18 protein-coding genes and 1 pseudogene are annotated in these 18464 nt (G+C 49.7%); 7 read left to right on the forward strand and 12 right to left on the reverse strand.

Going from position 1 to position 18464, the window contains the following annotated elements; genetic code table 11:
• The first annotated feature begins 21 nt into the window (after window positions 1–21).
• Together gltS and MJO57_RS33525 are read left to right on the forward strand one after the other, a co-directional pair.
• On the forward strand, window positions 22–1248 hold the full coding sequence (gene gltS / locus MJO57_RS29510; RefSeq protein ID WP_252020876.1) for a sodium/glutamate symporter: 1227 nt from the start codon (window positions 22–24) through the stop codon (window positions 1246–1248).
• A gap of 514 nt (window positions 1249–1762) precedes the next feature.
• The gene (locus MJO57_RS33525; RefSeq protein WP_371924929.1) at window positions 1763–1915 is read left to right on the forward strand and encodes a helix-turn-helix domain-containing protein; all 153 of its coding nucleotides are present in this window, start codon (window positions 1763–1765) and stop codon (window positions 1913–1915) included.
• On the opposite strand, the gene MJO57_RS29515 is transcribed toward MJO57_RS33525, so the two are convergent.
• The 4 genes from MJO57_RS29515 to MJO57_RS29530 all read right to left on the reverse strand — a co-directional run bounded on the left by MJO57_RS29515 (window position 1846) and on the right by MJO57_RS29530 (window position 5132).
• Complete coding sequence (locus MJO57_RS29515; protein WP_252020878.1) at window positions 1846–2133, reverse strand: hypothetical protein; 288 nt, start codon at window positions 2131–2133, stop codon at window positions 1846–1848. The genes MJO57_RS33525 and MJO57_RS29515 overlap by 70 nt on opposite strands.
• A 24-nt stretch (window positions 2134–2157) precedes the next feature.
• Window positions 2158–2634 (reverse strand): permease, encoded by a 477-nt coding sequence (locus tag MJO57_RS29520; protein WP_371924930.1) that lies wholly within the window; start codon window positions 2632–2634, stop codon window positions 2158–2160.
• A 138-nt stretch (window positions 2635–2772) separates the two neighbouring features.
• The gene (locus MJO57_RS29525; protein ID WP_252020882.1) at window positions 2773–3846 is read right to left on the reverse strand and encodes a hypothetical protein; all 1074 of its coding nucleotides are present in this window, start codon (window positions 3844–3846) and stop codon (window positions 2773–2775) included.
• 170 nt (window positions 3847–4016) lie between these two features.
• Window positions 4017–5132, reverse strand: a complete 1116-nt coding sequence (locus tag MJO57_RS29530; RefSeq protein WP_252020884.1) for a permease — start codon at window positions 5130–5132, stop codon at window positions 4017–4019.
• Window positions 5133–5736: 604 nt separating this feature from the next.
• Between MJO57_RS29530 and MJO57_RS29535 the strand changes: the two genes are divergently transcribed.
• Window positions 5737–6354: a hypothetical protein gene (locus tag MJO57_RS29535; protein WP_252020886.1), complete on the forward strand. Its 618-nt coding sequence runs from the start codon at window positions 5737–5739 to the stop codon at window positions 6352–6354.
• Between the two features lie 136 nt (window positions 6355–6490).
• Window positions 6491–6730 (forward strand): hypothetical protein, encoded by a 240-nt coding sequence (locus MJO57_RS29540; protein ID WP_252020888.1) that lies wholly within the window; start codon window positions 6491–6493, stop codon window positions 6728–6730.
• A 93-nt stretch (window positions 6731–6823) separates the two neighbouring features.
• On the opposite strand, the gene MJO57_RS29545 is transcribed toward MJO57_RS29540, so the two are convergent.
• Entirely contained in the window at window positions 6824–9583 is a 2760-nt protein-coding gene (locus MJO57_RS29545) for an ankyrin repeat domain-containing protein (protein WP_256492776.1), read from the reverse strand.
• Entirely contained in the window at window positions 9549–10607 is a 1059-nt protein-coding gene (locus MJO57_RS29550) for an ankyrin repeat domain-containing protein (protein WP_252020891.1), read from the reverse strand. The genes MJO57_RS29545 and MJO57_RS29550 overlap by 35 nt, the downstream gene beginning before the upstream one ends.
• Before the next feature lie 342 nt (window positions 10608–10949).
• Here MJO57_RS29550 and MJO57_RS29555 point away from each other — a divergent pair, with 342 nt between their 5' ends.
• Entirely contained in the window at window positions 10950–11132 is a 183-nt protein-coding gene (locus tag MJO57_RS29555; RefSeq protein ID WP_252020893.1) for a hypothetical protein, read from the forward strand.
• Window positions 11133–11321: 189 nt separating this feature from the next.
• Here the strand turns inward: MJO57_RS29555 and arsA are convergent, their stop codons facing one another.
• From arsA to arsB, 3 genes are all read right to left on the reverse strand, one after another.
• On the reverse strand, window positions 11322–13040 hold the full coding sequence (gene arsA, locus MJO57_RS29560) for an arsenical pump-driving ATPase (RefSeq protein WP_252020895.1): 1719 nt from the start codon (window positions 13038–13040) through the stop codon (window positions 11322–11324).
• Between the two features lie 11 nt (window positions 13041–13051).
• Window positions 13052–13429 carry an arsenite efflux transporter metallochaperone ArsD gene (arsD, locus tag MJO57_RS29565; RefSeq protein WP_252020897.1) on the reverse strand — a complete coding sequence of 126 codons (378 nt, stop codon included), beginning with the start codon at window positions 13427–13429 and terminating at the stop codon, window positions 13052–13054.
• Between the two features lie 251 nt (window positions 13430–13680).
• The gene (gene arsB / locus MJO57_RS29570) at window positions 13681–14700 is read right to left on the reverse strand and encodes an ACR3 family arsenite efflux transporter (protein ID WP_256492782.1); all 1020 of its coding nucleotides are present in this window, start codon (window positions 14698–14700) and stop codon (window positions 13681–13683) included.
• Window positions 14701–14738: 38 nt separating this feature from the next.
• On the opposite strand from arsB, the gene MJO57_RS29575 reads away from it, so the two are divergent.
• On the forward strand, window positions 14739–15299 hold the full coding sequence (locus tag MJO57_RS29575) for a transposase (protein ID WP_252020899.1): 561 nt from the start codon (window positions 14739–14741) through the stop codon (window positions 15297–15299).
• Here the strand turns inward: MJO57_RS29575 and MJO57_RS29580 are convergent, their stop codons facing one another.
• Window positions 15300–16814: an IS66 family transposase gene (locus MJO57_RS29580; protein ID WP_252018143.1), complete on the reverse strand. Its 1515-nt coding sequence runs from the start codon at window positions 16812–16814 to the stop codon at window positions 15300–15302.
• A 74-nt stretch (window positions 16815–16888) separates the two neighbouring features.
• On the opposite strand from MJO57_RS29580, the gene MJO57_RS29585 reads away from it, so the two are divergent.
• Window positions 16889–17053, forward strand: a complete 165-nt coding sequence (locus tag MJO57_RS29585; protein ID WP_252020901.1) for a hypothetical protein — start codon at window positions 16889–16891, stop codon at window positions 17051–17053.
• Here MJO57_RS29585 and MJO57_RS29590 read toward each other — a convergent pair.
• Both MJO57_RS29590 and istB read right to left on the reverse strand, forming a co-directional pair.
• Window positions 17039–17638, reverse strand: a pseudogene (locus MJO57_RS29590) (IS1595 family transposase); the annotation flags it as partial. The gene MJO57_RS29585 and the pseudogene MJO57_RS29590 sit on opposite strands and share 15 nt — an antisense overlap.
• A gap of 67 nt (window positions 17639–17705) precedes the next feature.
• A complete protein-coding gene (gene istB / locus MJO57_RS29595; protein ID WP_252017309.1) occupies window positions 17706–18461 on the reverse strand; it encodes an IS21-like element helper ATPase IstB in 756 nt (251 codons plus the stop codon).
• Between the last annotated feature and the right edge of the window lie 3 nt (window positions 18462–18464).

The raw sequence follows: 18464 nt of genomic DNA on the forward strand, positions 1-18464 counted from the left end.
TCACTTTTATTTTGAGGGTTTATGAATCAACTACTGACTGTTGGCGCACTTGAGTCGTTTCTCATTGCCATTTTTGTGCTGTTCCTGGGGCATTTTATCAACGCCCGCATTCCGATATTGAAGAAATTCAATATTCCTGAGCCCATTGTTGGTGGACTGATCATTGCCGCCGTTATTGCCGGGCTTCACTTCAATGGCATCGATATTGAGTTCAACCTGCCCCTGCAGAACACCTTTATGTTGATGTTCTTTGCCACGGTGGGCCTGGCTGCCAGCTATACCCAGCTTATTAAAGGTGGGGTCAAGGTGCTGATCTTCCTTGCCGTGGCGTCCCTGTACATCGTGCTGCAAAATGGCCTGGGGATGTCACTGGCCACCCTGCTGGGGCTTGACCCGCTGATGGGATTAATTGCCGGATCAATCACCCTTTCCGGTGGTCACGGCACTGGTGCTGCCTGGTCCCAGACCTTCCAGACCGTGTACGGCATGAACAATGTGCTTGAGATTGCCATGGCTTCAGCAACCTTTGGCCTGATTATGGGCGGTATTATTGGCAGCCCGGTGGCACAGCGCCTGGTGGACAAATTTGGACTGAAATCCAGATACGGTAACACCAATAGAACCCATGATCAGTTTCCGGAACTGGTGACCTACAACGAAAATGAAGAAGACAAGGTCACCTCAAAAAAGATGATTGAATCACTGTTCATGATTCTGATCTGTGTGACCGGTGCCAAGTACCTGGAAATCTGGGTCAACAGCTTCGAGGTCAAATGGCTGATGATTCCGGATTTTGTCTATGCCCTGTTTATCGGCGTTATGATCACCAACACGCTGGAAGTCACCAGGGTGAAGAAGCTGGATATTGAAACCGTCGATGTTCTGGGCACGGTTTCACTGGCACTGTTTCTGGCCATGGCCCTGATGAGCCTGAAACTCTGGAATATTCTTGATTTGGCCATCCCGATCCTGATCATATTGCTGGCACAGTCCGCCATGCTGGCCATCTTTGCTTATGTGGTGACCTTCAGGGTAATGGGGAAAGACTATGATGCGGCCGTTATTGCCAGTGGTCACTGTGGCTTTGGTCTGGGGGCAACACCTACAGCGGTCATGAATATGGGTTCAGTGGTTAACCGCTTCGGCCCTTCACCCCAGGGTTTTATGGTTGTGCCGATTGTCGGCGCCTTCTTTATTGATATTGTCAACCTGATTATTTTGCAGGCAACATTGTCGATTCTTGGCTAATCAATCATCAGCCCATAGTGATTACCCTGAGGCAGAAACCTCCCTTTGGTGATGGATAAACTGAATACTCACACTACCCCATGGCTTTAATTGGCTGACTCTTAAAGAGTCAGCCGTGCTTGTGCAGTAGATCAGCAAATAGATCAGCAAATAGATCAGCGAATAAATAATCGTGTTATGTTCACCCACACAGGCCGCATTGCGCAACTTGTTCTTTGATACTGTTCTTTATCTTGTTTGTGTCGAGATCTCGATCAATTCCCCGGTTCATATCGAACAGCCCTATCGTGTCCACGACCCCTTTTTTCTTGCCTATTTTTTAACAGAGTCTATGTTTCTGACACGCAAGAAAAAACCCGACTCAAGCGGAGCAGCAACTCCTCGTCGGGCTTCTCTCTGATCAATGAGCTATCACTCGCTGAGTAACAGCTCAGGGAGTAGTATAGCCATGATTTCGTTCGCGTACACAATCGGAGTGATGAGATTGTTGAGAGTGAAAATACATACCGATGAGATGGCAAACCTACTGCCTACTCAACGGCTGCTGCTGATTGTTTTGGCCACCTTTGCCAACAGTGACGGGGAATGCTGGCCCAGTCAGAAAATCCTTGGTGATATGGTTGGCATAACCCGGCATCGAGTCAGCATCGAGTCAGTGAATGCCTGAAAAAACTTGAACAGGAACAGTTCATCGAAAGCATGTTCCGGCAAAATGCGACCGGCACTAAAACAAAAGTCTACCGAATGCTGTTCGAGCCTTTTGTCTTCAAACAGGTCAAGGAAAATCACTACAATTGCTTCGGCCAGCGGATCGACGACCCTCGCATGACCGACACTTCCTGGGCAGATAGCTTCGAGTAAGGCAACCATAACAACCGCATCCACGGGACAAGCCCGTGATGCAAAGGATCAGACAAAGCTCATCACCAGACCCGCAGAGATCGCCATGGTGAAAATCACCACCAGGAAGGCAACAATCATCGGGTTACGGAACAGGCTCTTCAGCAGAATCACTTCCGTCAGGCTGGCACCGGCACTGCCGATAATCAACGCCATCAGAGCCCCCATTCCCATGCCTTTGGCCGCCAGGGCAGAAGCCAGTGGGATTACCGCTTCAGCCCGGATATACAGGGGCACACCAATAATTGCTGCAAATGGAATCGCCAGTGGGTTGTCCGGGCCGGCATACTGGGCAATAAAGTCCGCAGGAATGAACCCATAAATAAAGGCACCAATACCCACACCCAGCATCAGGATCGGGAAGATCTTCTTGAACTGGCTCCAGGTTTCACCCCAGATGCGGCCCCAGCGATCATCACTTTTGGGCTTGCTGTCGCCACAGGCGGTTGCGCAACCAGAAGCAGAAGCAGAAGCAGAAGCAGAAATCGCCGGAGCTGGCTTGCTATCACAGCAACTGCTGTTGTTATCAACAGATGGGACGTCTAACGCAGGCGTAGCATCGCAACAGCTGGTCTTGGGCGCAGGCTTGCTGCCACAACAACTGGCTGCAGCCGTTTCACCAAGCTATTCTGAGTTTAAGCGTTTCAGTTCTGCTTTCAAAAAATCACTCCATTCACTGAGTACTTGCAATCTATTTTCATTACTGGCAATACGAATGCCAGTATGACCTACCCATAAAGACTCCTGTATGTCCTCATTACTCATTGTCGCTTTTTCTTCTTCAAACTTTTTGAGTTCAAGCCGGTCTTCTTCTAATGACTGGCTTACTGCTTGTTTCTCATTTTCGATGAGAGTCAGATAATTATGGTAACTTTCTATGGTTGTTTTGATAGCAACGTCAGGATTTTGCCCTGATGCTGAAGCAATATGGGCCAACGTACTCTGGTAGAGTGGATCTAACGGTGGCACCCCTTTTTCATCCATTGTCTTTTTCAATGTTTCCAGCTCCGAAGCTGGTAGATTTGCCACCATTTCTACCCTTTGCAAATAGTCAGGTAAAACCTGTCTCATATGCTGAAAGTACTCTTGGTCGTCAAATGAAGGCTTGCCCATACTGGAATCTGGTGTGCTCAGAACTTCCTGCACAACTTTTTCACACGCAGGGGTATTGTCCAAAAGTTTCATTTTCTGGCTTATCAACCACTGGTCAGCCAGAGTTCTCGCGGCTTCAGAGGAGTCAGGGATTTCTTCAATCAAGCGATTGACTTTGCCAAGAGCACCAACTGAATGTTCAGATCCGTTTGATATTTTTTGTTCCAGATAATCGTTGAAAATTATTTTACCAATATCTGTATCAAGCTTTAACTGGTCTGAATTCACATATTCAAGAAATTCTTTATCTGATGCTGGCGACTGAAGTAACAGCAAGGCTTGTCCTACAGTGATTTCTCTTGCACTCAATGATTTATTAGAATATTCCCCGATCAAATCAACCGCTTTTTGTTCCTGCTGACCATGGCTGGAAACTGTTTTCTGAGGCGTTAATGATTGGATCGTTCGGCTCATCCAGTTAACTTTTGGCTTATCTGTTTTCAGTTGATGACTGCCACTCAGGCGGACTGGTTTATCAATGCCCCCTGTATTAGCAAGGTTTTGAAGCGTCTGACACACTTGATCCCTGGAAGGCAAAGAAGGCATGGTAAATCCCCTGTGAATTCTGAAAAATCCGGTCAGAAAGTTTCTTCGACAATGCTCCTGCCTTTTTTAGGACATGCTTTAAGGTAATGAAGTGTGCCTCCCCAGACCGGTCGCCTTCATCTTGATATTCTCAGGAAAGACCGGCAGCTGGGGGGAATATTCAACAAGTGTCAGATAAAGGTCATAACCAGACCCGCAGAGATCGCCATGGTGAAAATCACCACCAGGAAGGCAACAATCATCGGGTTACGGAACAGGCTCTTCAGCAGAATCACTTCCGTCAGGCTGGCACCGGCACTGCCGATAATCAACGCCATCAGAGCCCCCATTCCCATGCCTTTGGCCGCCAGGGCAGAAGCCAGTGGGATTACCGCTTCAGCCCGGATATACAGAGGCACACCAATAATTGCTGCAAATGGAATCGCCAGTGGGTTGTCCGGACCAGCGTACTGGGCAATAAAGTCCGCAGGAATGAACCCATAAGTAAAGGCACCAATACCCACACCCAGCATCAGGATCGGGAAGATCTTCTTGAACTGGCTCCAGGTTTCACCCCAGATGCGGCCCCAGCGATCATCGCTTTTGGGCTTGCTGTTGCCACAGGCGGTTGCGCAACCAGAAGCAGAAATCGCCGGAGCTGGCTTGCTATCACAGCAACTGCTGTTGTTATCAACAGATGGGACGTCTAACGCAGGCGTAGCATCGCAACAGCTGGTCTTGGGCGCAGGCTTGCTGCCACAACAACTGGCTACAGCCGTTTCACCATAGACAACATCTCTACGAACATAACGTTCAAAGCCCATTTTCTCCAGAATATAACCACCGGCTACTGAAAAGGTCAGCGCAATGGCGAAGTAAATGACCGTTACCTTCATACCAAAGGTTGCCAACAACAGCCCCATGATAATCGGGTTCATCAGTGGCGAGGTGAACAGGAACGTAATGGTCGGCCCAAACCCTGCCCGGGCTTTAAGCAGCCCGGTCAGCATCGGAATGGTAGAGCAGCTGCAGAACGGTGTCAGCGCCCCCAGAAGGCCTGCGGAAACATAACCTTTGCCGCCTTTGGAACCGAGTATCTTCTGAATTTTTTCCGCTGGCATATACTCCAGAATCACGCCGATAATAAAGCTGACAATCAGGAACAGAATGGTCAGCTCACCGGCCAGAAAAATAAAAGTACCCAATGTATCTACCAGACTCTGGGCCATATCAGCGCCCAGGCTGGATTCCAGTGCCGGCTTGATGACCGGCTCGATAACATCAGTTATCTGTTGCTGCATGCTCATATCAATAATTCCAGAAAAATAGTAATATAAACTTGAAAAAATTCGCTTGCTGACCTGCCTGATCCTTTTATGTCGATAAGATCAGTGACCGCTTCCTCCCATGGGATCATCAGCCTGTAGCTGGTTGATGGGCGTATATTAGGTTAATGAAAAATCAGCTTCAACTATTTTTCTAAAAATATAGAAATATTTATACCTACTGCAGGAAAGCGCTAATACCCGTGCACCTCAATCCCATGCTTTTAGGCCCTGTGGGTCCTGCATGGGAATGCATACGGGAGCTTGCAGGCATTCCTGGCGCATTTACTGGCTGGCAGCTTGGGGTATGCATTCCCACGGAGGACCGTGGGAACGAGTTACTGCGGGAAAGCGCTAATACCCTGCAAAGCGGTGAACCGGCGGTCATCTTCTTCTGGTGGCACGCTTTTTGGTTATGGCTGGCTGAACCGGCTGAAACCCTTATTTTCTGGGTATTTCCGGGAAATCTGAGCTGCTGGTAAAGGCTCTGGATTTTTTTTGTTTTTTTGTTGTCTATACGATCAAGCGAAAACCCTGTGCCGGACAGGCACTAAACAACGAAATAATAAATATTGGAGTGTGTCTTATGATTTCTTATATCTATCCTCTATTTTCGACGGTTACTGGTGCTGGCCAGCCGTCAACGGAGTCGGATCTGCCGGGAACTTCCCAAAAGGTGAATGCTGATACTCATAAAACGCCTGGTCTTGATAATCCACAAACCGATAGCCCTGAAGCTAAACCATTAGGCGCATATTCTATATTTCAGTCTTCTCATGAATATAATGATGCTGGAATTAAAACGTTGGGAACTGATGACCGCTCATTGATTGAAATGGATAGGAATGTTCAAGCTGTATGTCTTATTAATTGTTTATTTCTTGTTCATGTTCCTGATGATGGTGAGTTTTATGATGTATGGCATATATCTGGCGCAGATCTGTGCCACTTATTAAATCCAGAGATGCGGGCAATGATGAATTGGTATTGTCCTTTGGAAGTTCAAGGTTGCGACGGTAGAGCTAAAGATTGGAAAGAAGCAGTGCAAGAGAATCCGGGGACTACCTATTTAGCTGGGCCTAATGCTGATGATCAAGTACGGGACTTCTTTAATATTGATGCATCAAATGTCGTTAAAACAGAAAAAGGCCCAGTTTCAATCACTTTTGATATTGCTACTCGAACCTTTCAGATAAACAAGTAACCGCTTGAGTTTGTCGCGGCTTTTTTTGCTTTTGCTGCATCAGCCAATCCAGGCTGTATTTCCAGTTGGCAGGCAACGTCAGCATAAAGGCCAGCAACCCAGTCGCCTCAAAGCTGAGACCCGGATCTTGCAGGGATTGATTGGCAATGACGGTGAATGGTTGTTCTGCTGCTTCCCGATAGTACTAACTTACCATAACTCTCAGTGGATTTTTTGTGGCTATCACCCGGAAGAGATCATTCAGGCTGCTGAAGCCTTGGAGCGGGATTCTGGTAAGGCGAGGATCCGGGGGCTTGTTCGGGAGTGCGGGGAACTGCAGCAGGAGAATAAATCGATTTTATTGGTTAATGCCAGGCAGCAGGGAAAAGTAGATTAGAGGGACAGTCTGCATTCCCACGGAGGATTCTGAAAATTCCCTGCATTTTAGCTGGTTTAGGAAAATTCTCGGACAACGAGCTGAGTGACAGGTTTATTGCACAGGGCATTTTTTTTTGTGGCATTCACGGGCGCTGACCAAAGCTTTCTGACAATCCCTAAAGCCTTGTTCGACGGCCAGTTCCAGTGCTGTTTTCCCCTGATTCGTAGTAACATCAAGATCAGCAGATGCCCAAGCCAGGGCTTCCACACACGCCTTATGGTTACTATTGGCAGCCAGGTGCAATGCGGTCCAACCGTCAGTACTGGTGGCGTTTAGATCTGCCCCTCTCTGAATAAGAACCCTCAGAGGCTTGATACGGCCAAAGTGAGCAGCCAGGTGTACTGCTGTCCAATGGTAGTCCCTGAGATGATCCAGGGAATAGTCATTGCCCACCGTTACCTTGGGATGATCACTCCTACCAGTCGTGGCATCAGGATCTGCCCCACCATTGATGAGGGCCCGCACACATTTAACATGATCGTTGATGGTGGCCAGGTGGAGTGCTGTCTTGCCATAAACTGTTCTTAAATTAACATCGGCTTTGGCTTCCGTCAGGATTTCCACACACTCACTGGAGTTCCCTGAAGCGGCCAGGTGCAATGCTGTCTCCCCAGCCTCGGTGGTAATATTGGGATCAGCTCCGCGGTCAATCAACGTTTGCACACAGTACCAGTGACCTTCCTGAACGGCAAAATGCAATGCGGTTTTACCAAGGTCAGCCCTGATGACATCACAATCCGCACCACCATCAATCAGTGCTTGCAAGCAATCCCTGTGGCCTTCCCGGGAAGCAAGATGCAGCGCAGCTCTGCCAAAGTACGATTTAGCGCCGATATCGGCCCCGGCCTTGACCAGAACCTCAATGCACCCACTGTGGCCTGCCAGAGCAGCCAGGTGCAACGGAGTTCTACGGTAATTATTGGTAACATCAGGCGCGGCACCATTGGCAATCAGCACCCGGATACATTCACTATGGCCTCCATGGGCAGCAAAATGGAGTTCTGTCCAACCATTAGCAGTGGCACTGAGCACCAACCCTTCGTTGAGCAGGGTTTGCACACAACCACTGTGCCCATGGCTGGCAGCCAGGTGCAGTGCTGTCTCATCTTGCATTGTGGTACCGTTGGGATTCGCTGCGCCATGGATCAGGATTCGAACAGGCTCGCTGTGGCCATGGCTGGCGGCCAGGTGCAGTGCTGTCTCGCCCTGTGGTGTGGTGATATTGAGATCCGCTGCGCCATGGGTCAGGATTCGAACAGACTCGCTGTGGCCATGGCTGGCGGCGAGGTGCAGTGCTGTCTGTCCTTCAGCAGTGGTATTAAGGTCGGCATTGCCGTTGATCAGTGCCTGTACACACTCACTATGGCCTCTTTGGGCGGCGAAATGCAGCGCAGCCCAGCCTTCAACGGTCGAATTGATTTGCGCCCCTCCACTGATCAGTGCCGCCACGCAGCCACTGTGGCCATTGTTTGCCGCCAGGTGCAAGGCTGTCCAGCCTTCTGTTGTGGCATTGAGATCTGCACCCGCCTTGATCAGGATTCGTAAGCTATCAAGACGACCCTCCTGAGCTGCAATGTGCACAGCGGTATCACCGTGAGTTGAGGTGATATTGAGTTCAGCTCCGCCCTTGATAATGGCTTGCATGCACTCAATTTGGCTTTCCCTGGCAGCGAGATGCAGTGCTGACTCGCCAAGAATGGTGAGGGAATTGAGATCTGCCCCGTCGTCAACCAGCAATTGCACACAATCGCTGTGGCCTTTTTCCACACAAAGATACAGCGCAGACTTTCCTTCACTGGTGGCAGCATTGAGATCCGCTCCCCACTTGATCAGGACTTTGAGACACTCTCCATGCCCTCTTTTGGCAGCAAGGTGTACGGCGGTTTTACCTTTATTATTGGCAGCATTAATATCCACGCCGCAGGTAGCCATCATTCTCAGGCAATCACTGTGGCCTCTTTCAGCGGCAATATGCAGCGCTGTTTTGCCTTCAGTGGTGATACAGGCAAGATCAGCCCCGCCAGTAAGCAGGAATTTCAGACACTCGAGGTGCCCTCCCTCAGCGGCGATATGTAACGGCGTTTTTTTGTTGAAACTGGCTTGGGCATTAACAACCGTACCCGCCTTGATCAGGAGCCGGAGGCAGTGATGGTGGCCCTTTGCAGCGCAAAGGTGCAACGCATTAGCACCGAACGCTGTGGTGGCGTTAATATCCACCTGGCCGTTGATCAGGGCTTTCAAACACTCAATGTTGCCCTCTTCAGCCGCAATATGCAGTGCGTTATCACCGTTTTCCTTGGGGCCATTCAGATCTGTCCCGTGTTCAACCAGGGCTTGTATACACTTGCTGCGGTTTTCCCGGGCAGCAGCATGCAACAGCAGGACCGATTCGCCTGTAGCGGCTGCACGAAAATGCTCACGAACGAGATTTGGATGCAGATTCAGCAGATGTCGCAACGCCTGTACATTGCCGGTACGACAAACATGCAGAGGCTGCGATTCACAGTACAGCGAAGACTCATTGAATGCGGCTCCAGCCTCACGCACCAGTGGCACGATTGTAGCATCACACTCCCGGCAGTTTCGTTCCCTGACTCCCTTACCATCCAACCACCATTCAATGCAATCCTCATGGTAACGGTGCCCGCATTTGGCCATGAGCACTTCCCTGTTATTGGATAACCCTCTCTGACAAACCGGACAGGAAGCTTGCGCAACCTCAGGAGGGGAAACATTGATTTGAGCAATGGTATGATTCACTGTGTGCTCCGATTTCTTACTGAACAGGGCACTTCTTCTTTGCCCCGGCATTAAGCAGCATCCTCACATTGTCCGATTGACGATTTTTGGCAGCAGACAGCAGAGGCGTCTCACCATCCAGACTTCGGTCAATGTCGGTATTTGCCCCGGCATTGAGCAAGACTTTGAGACACTGCTCGTGACCCTCCCGTGCAGCGATGTGGAGGGGGGTTGTACCTACCTCATCCGTGACATCAGGGTTAGCTCCACATTTGACCAGGGCTTTGGTAATTTTCTTATTGCCATTGAGTACGGCAATATGCAGCGGCATTGTGCCATCCCAGAGAGGAACCGGATTGGCCGCTGCCCCAGCCCTGAGCAGTGCCTGGACAATCTCCTCACAGTCTTTTTTAACGGCGAGATACAGGGGCGTCGTTCCATCCTTGCTGGCCACGTCCAGGCTCGCTCCATTTTTGATTAACATTTGAGCGCATTTTACGCTACCTTCGCGGATGGCAATCAACAGTGGTGTTTCATTGCCATCATCGGTCGCATTGCAATCAGCCCCGGCATTGATCAGCGTCTGTGCCACCTCATCATCATCCTGCAAGACGGACATATGCAGAGCCGTCACCCCCCCCATAAAGGTTGAATGTATATTGGCCCCGGCGCTGACAAGGGCCTCCACAGCCCTCTGATTGCCTTGCAGGGCAGCACACAAAAGAGCAGTGACACCGGTCTTTCGAGGAGTATTGGGGTCCACTCCGGCACTGAGCAGTGCTTGCCAACACGCCTCGTGCCCTTCGCTCACAGCCAGAAAAAGTGCCGTCATGTCTCCGCAGATAGCATGGCCGTCAGCCCCGGCCTCAAGCAGAACCTGTAAAATCTGTTCGTGGCCATTTTGGGCAGCAATGTGCAACAAGGTGACATCGCAACCGGTAGCCGCCGAACGGAACCATTGCTGGGCGATACCGGGATTGGTTGCCAGTAACCGCCGGAACTCTGCGATATTTCCGGAACGACAGACTTGCAGTGGCAGAGCCTCGCAATGGGGTTGGCAAGAACGACCGTGATCGCTGCATGCTGCCTCGGTCACAGGCAACTTCCCCGACGACTTCACAGGCAACAATGGTATGGCCATCTCTTCATACGGTTCATACGGTAGACAAATGCGCTCATACACCAGCTGCTGATCAGCCTGCTGGGAAACCCCTTCGAAAGACAGGTGGTTACGACACGGAACAGACGCCACTTTCCGACTGCCAAAGCCCGACGCGCCATCATCGAAGCAGCTATCGTATATTGGTGCACAAGAAACAAATGTATTGGTGGTCGGTTCCATAGAGACCAGCTGCTAACAAACTCAACAGGTTTCGCTGGCTAGTGTAGATGAATTTGAAAAAGTCTCAGATTATTTTCAGATGTCAAAGGTCACTAATTGATTCGGGCAGAACCTAAACTCGGGTATATGGATCGGACGCATAACCAGAATAACCATTTACTGTTCAAACATGGAAAAAATGGAAAATGGATGATCCTCATCATTCAGGGGGCTGCGACCGACAGCCATCTTGAACTGGGGCCTTTGCGCAAATGGTTGCTGTCATTGGCATCCTCATAACCACAGACCATTTGCAGTACTCTTTGCGTCAGAAGATCCTGTATGGAATAGTCAATACAGGATTAATAACGTTTGTCCTGAATTGCCTTGCTGAGCCGGGGAATTAGCTCACTACGGATGGCCATTTCAAGAAGCAGCAACACGCCAAAATCGGAGGACAACTCTCCTCCGTTAAGTTAGAACGATTAATTAATTCAACCCACCTTCCTGCCAGGGAAGAAGGTACATAACGTCACTGTGGCTGGAGGTAATCTCATTAAGATATTCTGCCTCCCTGCTCCGACGGGATACCAGCAGTGGATCGGTTACCTCCAGCGGTGTCAGTGACTGATTCACTACCCATCCCGCTGGTTTGATGCCGGCCCTGGCCAGATCTTCCTGGAGTTCGGCGGCCTCATGAACCGGTGTCGCTTCCGGCAAGGTACAAATCAACAGCCTGGCAAACTCCGGATCCCGCAATCGTGGCAGCAGCCCGGTCACTTCTTCTGAGTGAGCATCGCCACGCTTCAATACCTCCCGGTGATAGCTCTGGGCAGCATCCAGCAGTAAGATTGTATGCCCGGTAGGAGCGGTATCAATGACGGTAATGCGGTTATCGGCCTTAAACACGGTACGGGCAAATGCCTGAAAGACCGCTATCTCTTCAATACAGGGGGATCTCAAGTCCTCTTCCAGCAGCGCACGTCCATCGTCGTCAAGATGAGTTGCGTCAGCCAACACCTCTGTTCGATAGCGTTCAATCTCTTCAACAGGATTGATACGCTCAACCACCAGGTTATCCGTCACCTGACCGACAGCATCGTGTACATGAGCAGCCGGGTCCGTTGTCGTGAGCGTAACCGGTAAGCCCTGTTCAGCCAGTTTTCTGGCAATCATAACGGCGATGGAGGTTTTGCCCACCCCGCCTTTACCCAGAGTCATCACAATGCCACGGCCACTGGCTGCCAGACCATCAATAAACTGGTTCAGATCAGCACTTTCCGGTGTTGTGTCTGATCGTTCCTGTTCCGCTGCAACTTTACAGGGGTTGTGATCAAAAAACGTTTTCAGCCCTTCAATACCGATAGGAGGATTGGCCGACATGGCAATGGTCGAAACCGGCAGATGACGCAACTGCCCTGGCATATCACTCAACGCATTTCTGCCACGACTCTCCAAGGCAATGGCAACCGGATCATTAACATCCGTCGCTGTGAATACTCCGTTCACCACCAGATGCTGATTAGTAATACCCAGCTCAAGCAACTCGCCACTGGTGCGTGCGGCTTCTTTCAGGGCTGCGCCATCAGGGCGGGTGACTAACACCAATCGGGTCTGGCTTTCATCGGCAAGAATCTCCACGGCCCGGGCATACAGTGCTGTCTGTTTTTCCAGCGCCGCCAGGGGGCCAAGGCAGGATGACCCTGTCGTATTGTCCTCCACAAAGCCCGTCCATGCCCTGGGCAGAGAAAGCAGTCGCAGGGTGTGGCCGGTGGGTGCCGTATCAAAAATGACCCGGTCAAACTCTGCAGTAACCTGCTCATCGGCCAGCAGTTCGGTAAAGGCATCAAAAGCAGCAACCTCAAGGGTACAGGCCCCGGACAGCTGCTCCTCCATATTTTCAAGAACCGCATCAGGCAGTACACCCCGGTATGGATCAATAGCCTTTGCCCGATAGGCGGCGGCCGCCGCCCGAGGATCAATATTCAGGGCAAACAGGTTTTCAACCTGGTTTACCGCGATCGGTTCACCCGTTAACCGGGTTTCCAGTACCTCATCCACATTGGATGCCGGATCGGTACTCACCAGTAATACTTTTTCTCCGGCAATGGCCTGACGGACAGCGGTAGCGCAAGCCGTACTGGTTTTACCTACGCCCCCCTTGCCGGTAAAGAACAGCACCCGTGGCATATTTTCCAGGAATTTCATCACGTCACTCCTTAACAGCCACCACTGCAACCACAACCACCGCCAGAAGCAGTCGTTGCCGATTCAGCTTCCGCTGTTGCAATCGGCTCCCCAGCAGCCATGGCAACCAGTTGCTCACGGGTCGGGTAAGTTCCGTAACTGACCACTTCACCGTCGCGCATAATGATGGGCAGTGCTTCCGTTTGATGGGCTTCCAGCATGGCCTTCACCGTCAGGTTGGCGGCAAAAGCAGCTGCCTCCTGAGCCAGGTTATAACGGGTAACCCGGTGTCCCAGTGATTCCAGGTAATTCAGATCGGCTGAAAAAACAGACAGCTTCTGGTCAGGCTTTGAACCACAAACGCCAGAAGAACAACACATGGCAGGATCAAACACAGTAATAGAAGACATAATTTTTTTCCTGATCTCTTAACCCGGATATTTCATAAACGTGCTCCCGTTCTCGCTTGTCCTTTGCCGCTCTATGGGAGTTTTGCTCAGTCGACCGTACTCCCCGGTACAGCGCTCCATCGCAAAATCCCTTAGAGCGACAAAGTCCTGCGCGAGATTCGGGGCAGTTTATGAAATATCCGGGTTAATGCATTTCCAAGGGATTGGATGACTACCGGAACCTGCCGGTAGTCGAGTCAACGTGAAGATAATTAACTGGCGTGAGCGACCGGGAAACGATCACGGGTACGATTGGCGTAAGCCACCAGCGCCAGCATGATGGGTACTTCAACCAATACACCAACCACTGTCGCCAGTGCAGCTCCGGAGTTCAGGCCAAACAGACTGATCGCTACGGCAACGGCCAGTTCAAAGAAGTTGGAAGCACCAATCATCCCACCAGGTGCGGCAATGCTGTGCGGTTCTTTCCACTTGTACATCCAGTAGTAGGCAATAGCGAAGATGAGTATTGTCTGAATAATTAACGGGATAGCGATCAGTACGATATCGACAGGATTGGCCAGAATCCGTGGTGCCTGAAAACCAAACAGCAGCACTACGGTCAGGATCAAACCGAGGATTGATAACGGTTTTACCCGGTGGCCAAAGCTCTGTAACGCCTGCTCAGAGTGCAGAAGCTTTCGGGTTATCAACCCAGCCAGTAACGGGATAATGATAAATAGTACGACGGAAAGAAAGAGCGTACTCCAGGGTACGATAACATCGGTAACTCCCAGCAGAAACGCAGCTATCGGTGCAAAAGCCACCACCATCACCAGATCATTAACCGCCACCTGAACCAGTGTGTAATTGGCATCACCACGGGTCAGCTGACTCCAGACAAAGACCATGGCGGTACAGGGCGCCACACCCAACAGGATCATTCCGGCAATGTATTCGTCACCAAGCTCTGGTGAAATAAGACCGGTAAAACTACCGAAAAAATAGCGAATAAACAGAATTGCCAGAAGCGCCATGGTAAATGGCTTAATCAACCAGTTGACGGTCAGCGTGACAATCAGACCTTTTGGACGACGATGGATGTTTTTTACCGCGGTAAAGTCAATCTGCATCATCATCGGATAAATCATCAACCAGATCAGCACTGCAATGACAAAATTAATGCTGGCGTACTCCCAGCTTCCCAAGGTGGTAAAGAGTGATGGAAACAGTGTTCCACCAACCAGCCCGGCCACCATGGCCAGAGCCACCCAGACACTTAAATAACTCAAGTTACGCACCTTGCTGAAAATCAGCCATTATTGGTGGCATGAAAAATGATCTCATAGAACTTTATTCTGACTACCTGTTGTCGTCGTCTGGGAAGACCACTGCAACGGGAGTGTCAGAGCTTTTGGATAATGTCTACAGTCATGACCAATTCACCCGATTGCTTTCAAACAATGAGTTTACCAGTCGTGACTTATGGCTTTACGTTAAACCCGTCGTGCGACAGGTTGAGTGCAGTGATGGGGTTTTGATCTTTGACGATACGATTCAGGAAAAGCAGTTCAGCAAAGAGAATGCCCTGAACACCTGGCATTTTGATCATACAAAAAATCGCACCGTGAAAGGTATAAATCTGCTCAATGCACACTACCATGCCGGAGATGCGTCGATTCCTGTCGCCTATAAATTGATCGAGAAAACCATCCTGTACACCGACTTGAAGACAAAAAAGGTAAGACGATATGCAGAGCAAACCAAAAATGAAATGATGCGGGAGATGCTGATGATTTGCTGCCATAACCAGCTTATGTTCCGCTATGTCCTTGCAGATAGCTGGTTTTGCTCAAACGACAATATGATGTTTATTCGACACGACTGGTAACTATTCAGCACTGAGCAAAGGCATATTACAGTAATTCCGAACAGCTCTATGAAGTGATTGATATATGTCCATTCCCTGTTTTCTGGCAGACGACAAATAGCTGCGAATCCGTGCAAACATAGAACCACCGTCTGCACTCCTGAAGCAGCCTGAGATTTTCTGCTTTAACTTGGCCATTCGAACATCCCGCTCACTGCCATTGTTATCGAAGGGAATGGTAAAATCTGACATGAAGCGCAGTGTCTCAGCCTTGAACTCAGTGAGTCGTTTGAAGAGATTGTAAGCTTTAGTATTCTTGACTTTCTTGCGCTTAAGCTCCTCTCGTTGCTTCTCCATATAGACGACTTCTTTCATTAGAGCCCGCTGAAGCAACCGGTCATAAATCTTCTCGATTCGTTCACAGACAACACTTGGCATCTGTAGCATACCTATGGTCTTAAAGCCCTTGCAGTAATGCCAGGAAAGCCTCAGTAGCTTCATCAATCGCAACGCCAGTTGATTGCTGTCCCTATCAACAACACCCAAAAGCTCCCTCAGGTGATGGGCATTGCAAAGTACGTGAGTTGCCGCATATGCAAAATAGGATTTCCAATGATCATGAACCAGAACGCCTGCAAATGTTAGCAGTATGCCCATCGTGTCCATGGCCTCACGACCTCGCTTTTCAGACAAGTAGTAGAGCGTCCATTGTTCATCCCGCATAACGTGTAGCCAGTGCAAAGAGCCCTCGGCCCGCATACCCGTTTCATCGGCTCCGGCAACAGACGATTCCCGCAAGGCGTCACGAATAACCTCTTCAGTAGAAGCCAGATTTTCATAGGTTCTGGCCACAAAATTGGCGACAGTGCCTGCACTTACACTCATTTTATAGAGAGTATTAAAATACTCTGACACGCGCTTAAAAGGCAGGAAATGGTATTGGTTAAGATAGACGGCCATAGCCTGTGTGGCTGAGCCATATTGTGCGGCAGCGGTAACACCTTCCGGGAATTCAGCCTGATTCCGACAACCACAAGTGCAGATTTTTACTTCAGCTCTATGGGCCGTTACTTCAAATTCACCCGGTCTCCCTGGTTCAAACACCTGTCGTTCAATATATTTGACCGGCTCACTATCAAGAAGAGACGCCTGACATTTATTGCATTCTTTAACCGGAAGGTACTCAATATAGTCAGGGATATCGACCTGTTTAAGACAAGTGCCCTGATGCCCTTTCTTTCCACCGGCTTTATTACCAGAAGACTGTCTCAGACTTTTAGGATTGGGTTTTTCATCCGATGGATCGGTATCTTTATCTGCGGAAAGGTCGTCAGAATGATCTGGAGAATTACTGTTTTTACAAGGTTTTTGATAACCATCAGACGATGGCGGCTTGCTGCTGTTTTGACTGTTCTTGCCAACCTTTTCTTCCAATTCTCGACATCGCTCTTCCAGACAGGCAACTCTCATCCGCAGCTCTGCATTCTCTTTCAAGAGAATCTCAGCCGACATAGTTGCGGGTAGTTCTGGAATCATGCTGGCGAATATTGTGGAAAAATGGTGCTTAAGAGGATGGTATAAAAATCAGAAAATTCCAGATTTATGTGGGGGTGCTGAACAGTTACCACGACTGTAATAAACATTTCCTGATGGCGATGAAGTCAAACCGCAAGGTATCCCTCAGTCTGGACGACAAATTACAAGGCCGTTCACAGCGTATAGATACTGTTGATTTTTCAGAAGATAAGCCTGTACAAGGGCTAAGTTACCGTTAATGGTTGGAAGCACCAATGTTCAGTAATTCTGCTGATCAACCGGCCAACAGTTAATTTTTTTGCTGCCGTCAGTTCTCGCCTCCAGGCCAGATAATGGGGAAGGTAACGAGTTGCAACCCCTTGGAATACGCCGCCAATCCAGCGTTTTAAATGACTGTGATAAGAATTTACAGTCTGGATGTGGTAGATGCCTTCAACAACATGTTGACCTGCTGATGTCACCAGCTCCTTGAAGACAAATCCAAGCTTGTCAGCAAGTTTTTCGTGAGCGAGGTGTGCATCCGCACAGACCGTGGCCTGTATCGATATGCGGCCATTTAAATGCCTGCACAATTCATTAGCACTTTCGTTTTCTAATACACCGTCAACGGTATTTCGATTACGGTCCCGAGCCACCATTACCGGGACTTTTCGGGCTTTGTTGGGATCATTACCCCGCTTTCGGGTTGGCCGTGGAAGGCCTTCTCTTTGCCCTTTGAAGGATTCACGGAAAAATGTTTCATCAAGCTCAGTAATGCCACAAAGCTCTTCTGCTTGATCATTATTAATCACTTCAAGAAAGCGGTGACGCCTGCGTATTCTGGTTAACTTGAACACCTATTCTGTTTCATTTGAACACCCTGAACTCCTTACACATTGCCCAGTGTGATTTTTAGACCAGGTGTTCAACTGCGTCCAATTTTCCAAGCTTTTTGCGCATGGATTCGCCTTTGAGTTCAATCCGGTGGGCATTGTGCATAAGCCGGTCAAGAATGGCGTCGGCCAGAGTTTCATCACCAATGCTGGCATGCCACTTCCGGGTGGGCAATTGACTGGTAACCAACGTGGAACCTTGCTCGTGCCTGTCATCCATGACTTCCAGCAGATCGTTCCTTTGTTGCTGCGTCAGTGGTTCCAGGCCCCAGTCGTCCAGAATCAGCAAGTCTACTTTTGCCAGTTGTTTCAACTGCCTGCTGTAGCTGCCATCACCGTGGGCAAGGATCAGTTCATCCAGTAGCCTGGACATCCGATAGTACCGGACACTGTAGCCTTTCAGACAAGCCATGTGCCCAAGGGCGCAGGCCAGGTAGCTCTTACCGGAACCACAAGGTCCGGTGATCAACAGGTTCCTGTACCGGTCAAGCCAGCCTCCTCCAGACAGGCTGGCCATCTGGTTCTGTTTGAGACCTCTGGGGTGTTCATAGTCAATGTCGTGTATCCGGGCAGCCAGTTTAAACCGGGCGCTTCTGAGCAGCCGAGCCAGACGTTTATTGTTTCGCTCTGTTTCTTCCTGCTCAGTAAGCAACGACAGTCGTTCTTCAAAGCTAAGGCTACTGTAGGTGCCCGGCTGGTCCAGCTGTTGATTGAGGGCATCTGCCATTCCGGTCAGTCGCAGTGACCTAAGGCGAGCCAGTGTTTCATTGATCATGTT

It is taken from the genome of Endozoicomonas sp. SCSIO W0465, from assembly GCF_023716865.1.
Taxonomy (GTDB): Bacteria; Pseudomonadota; Gammaproteobacteria; order Pseudomonadales; family Endozoicomonadaceae; genus Endozoicomonas.